Consider the following 3,063-nt stretch of genomic DNA (forward strand, 5'->3'; position numbering starts at 1 on the left):
GCACTGGACATGGCACCACCGGAAGAGACGACAAAGGTGCCGATGTATGAGCGCTTTTTGGAAGCCTCGTGCATGCGCATCAGCCAATCGTTGATGTTGCGGGATTCCACGGGCGTCGCAGCAGGGGCCGGCGGCGGCACCTGTGCCGCTACAAAATTCATAGCTGGCAGCGCACATCCCGCAAGGGCTAGAAGGCGAAATAGCTTGAATTTCATGAGGTTTCCAAAGCCCGGCGACAAGCAGGCGCCCGCTCAGCGTCCTGCATTTTGCGGCGTTTCAAAGGTGGCATTGCGCAAGAAGCCCGAGGGCTCCTGCAGGGCCGATGTGCCCCCCAGCTGCTTGTGTGCAGCCAGCAGTTCCTCCAGCCGGGCATCCCGCACCATTGGGCCTTGGGGCGAAGCAACCAACACCTGTTGTGACAGTGGCGCCTGGGCAAGCTGCGGCGCCGAGCCGGGTGCCAGCAAGCCGGAGGCATTCCACGCAATGGCAGCCACCGCGGCGAGTGAGGCAAATCCTGCTACCAGCTTCCAGCGGAAATCGCTGTCATTGGCGGCTTCGCCATGCGGTTGAGACATTGCTTGCACGGGTACCTGAACAACATCCAGAGCCGGAACAGCAGGATGAAAATTCGAACCGGCCGGGGTTTCCTGGGCAAGGCGCTGGTTCAGGCGCGCCAAAAAGGCCATGTCCACCCCTTTGGTCCGAAGCGCAGGCGACCGCAAGGCATCGCCAATCAGGTGATAGGCGTCCCAGGCGGCGACCGCTGAATCGTCGCGCCGGCTGGCATCGAGCGCAGCCACAAGTTCGTCCCCGTCCAATTGGCCATCGGCCAGGGCAGACATGAGTTCGCTGGTTTGCATTGACGGTTTCATCATGTTCGTGGGCAGCGGAACTGCCGTTTTGAAAGGCTCAAAATACGGGGTCTGATTCGTGGGTTCATGGATGGCTCCTGGGTGCTGCGGCTTCACCAACGCTTGCCGCTCTGGTTTTCCAGCAACGGTTTCACCTTCTGCGAAATTGCCTCGCGCGCCCTGAAAATCCGTGACCGCACTGTACCGATAGGGCAATCCATCGCCTCTGAAATCTCTTCGTAGCTCAGCCCTTCTATTTCGCGTAGGGTAATGGCCTGGCGAAGCTCCTCAGGCAAGGCTTCCATGGCGGCATTGATGATTTCCGCAATTTCCTTGGTGGCCAGCACGGCTTCCGGCGTTTCCGAGCTTGTTAGTTCGTTTTCAAGCGGGGAAGTTTCATCGCTTTCATCGCTTTGGCCCGATTTAAAGGAGTTTTCAGAGACGGTTGGATCCCGTTTAAGGTCCATCAGGGCCTTTTTGGCGGTATTCACCGCAATCCGGTAAAGCCATGTGTAGAACTGGGCCTCGCCCCTGAACTGCGCCAGGGCCCTGTAGGCGCGGATGAACGTTTCCTGGGCGATATCTTCCACCAGGTCCACATCGCGCACCATACGGCCTATCAGACGCTGGATGCGCCGCTGGTATTTGATGACCAGCAGCTCATATGCCTTCTGGTCGCCTGCAACGGTGCGCTCCACCAGCATGGCATCGCTGTCGGTTGCTTTTTCCAGTTGAGGCGGAGGCAGGTCAGCGCTCATGGGTTTTGTGACGTGACTTCAACTGGGCGCATAGACCCCGATACTGCCACAGCCGGCACGGGTTCTGCAGGCAGAAAATCGTGCGGCGATAAGGTGGAAGATGACTTGTGCGGCGAGTAGACCGCCCGGCGCAGGTCCAGCCATCGCTCCGGCATGACGCCGCGCTCCACCCAGAGCCACAGCCGTGCGTGAGCAGAATTTTCAAGCCGAAGCAGTAAGTAGTGTTGAAAATCGGCAAGGACTGAAAGCTCATATTCGGCGACGCCCGCCTGATAACCCGGGCTCTCCCAGCGCCACACTTCGCCATCCCATGCCAAGTGGCCCGCCGGAGAGTTTCGCCAACCAATATGTGCTGCCACACCAGCGCCCAAAGCGGCAGTAAGTGCCAGGCCGATGCGCCAATCCAGCTGACGGTTTCCGTTGAAATACCAGAGCATCGCTAAAAGCAGCCCGGACAGCCATAAACCCAACAAAAGAGTACCCAGAAAACGCGAACGCCCCAGCGGATAAACAACCGGCGGGGCGTTGTGCAGGCTCAAGGCAGGCTGTTGGATGTGCGTGAGCCGGGAAATCAGGCGCGCTTGAAGACCAGCGTACCGTTGGTGCCGCCGAACCCGAAATTGTTTTTGACGGCAACCTCGATTTTTGCGTCACGCGCGGTATTGGCACAGTAGTCCAGGTCGCACTCGGGATCCTGGTTGAAGATATTGATGGTCGGCGGTATTTTCTGGTGATACAGCGAAAGCACCGTAAACACCGACTCAATGCCGCCGGCGCCGCCCAAAAGGTGACCCGTCATGGATTTGGTCGAGCTGACCACCATGTTTTTAGCGTGACTGCCGAACGCCGCCTTGACGGCGTTTGTCTCGTTCAGGTCGCCCAGCGGCGTGGACGTGCCATGCGCGTTGAGGTACTGGACTTCGTCGGCATTGACACCTGCGTTCTTCAACGCCATGACCATGGAGCGACGCGGTCCGTCGACATCGGGCGCTGTCATGTGATATGCGTCTGCGCTCATGCCGAACCCGGTCAGTTCAGCATAAATTCTGGCGCCCCGTGCTTTGGCATGCTCGTACTCTTCGAGAACCAGCACACCGCCGCCTTCGCCCAGCACAAAACCATCACGGTCCTTGTCCCAGGGGCGAGATGCTGTTTTCGGGTCTTCGTTGCGGGTGGACAGGGCACGCGCTGCGGCAAAGCCGCCTACGCCCAGCGGAGAGACGCAGGACTCAGCGCCACCGGCCACCATCACGTCGCAATCACCATATTCAATCATGCGCGCGGACAGGCCGATGGCATGAAGTCCCGTCGTACAGGCCGTTACGACCGCGACATTGGGGCCTTTAAAGCCGAATTTGATGGATACATGCCCGGAAATCATGTTGATGATCGAGGCAGGTACAAAAAACGGAGACACCCGGCGCGGGCCGCGATTGACCAGCTCGGAATGCATT

The 3,063-nt window shown here is 59.1% G+C and carries 5 protein-coding genes; all 5 read right to left on the reverse strand.

What is annotated here, in order from left to right:
- The coding region (locus AC1DWI_RS17950; protein WP_477725354.1) for a sigma-E factor regulatory protein RseB domain-containing protein at positions 1-215 on the reverse strand (215 nt) is incomplete at its 3' end.
- Between the two features lie 36 nt (positions 216-251).
- Entirely contained in the window at positions 252-860 is a 609-nt protein-coding gene (locus tag AC1DWI_RS17955; protein WP_477671320.1) for a sigma-E factor negative regulatory protein, read from the reverse strand.
- A 104-nt stretch (positions 861-964) separates the two neighbouring features.
- Entirely contained in the window at positions 965-1,609 is a 645-nt protein-coding gene (gene rpoE, locus AC1DWI_RS17960; RefSeq protein WP_457279382.1) for an RNA polymerase sigma factor RpoE, read from the reverse strand.
- Positions 1,606-2,148 carry a hypothetical protein gene (locus tag AC1DWI_RS17965; RefSeq protein WP_477671319.1) on the reverse strand — a complete coding sequence of 181 codons (543 nt, stop codon included), beginning with the start codon at positions 2,146-2,148 and terminating at the stop codon, positions 1,606-1,608. The genes rpoE and AC1DWI_RS17965 overlap by 4 nt, the downstream gene beginning before the upstream one ends.
- Positions 2,149-2,180: 32 nt before the next feature.
- On the reverse strand, positions 2,181-3,063 hold an 883-nt coding region (locus AC1DWI_RS17970), incomplete at its 5' end, for a beta-ketoacyl-ACP synthase II (RefSeq protein WP_477725355.1).

The sequence above is a fragment of the Polaromonas sp. P3_C2 genome, from assembly GCF_056402675.1.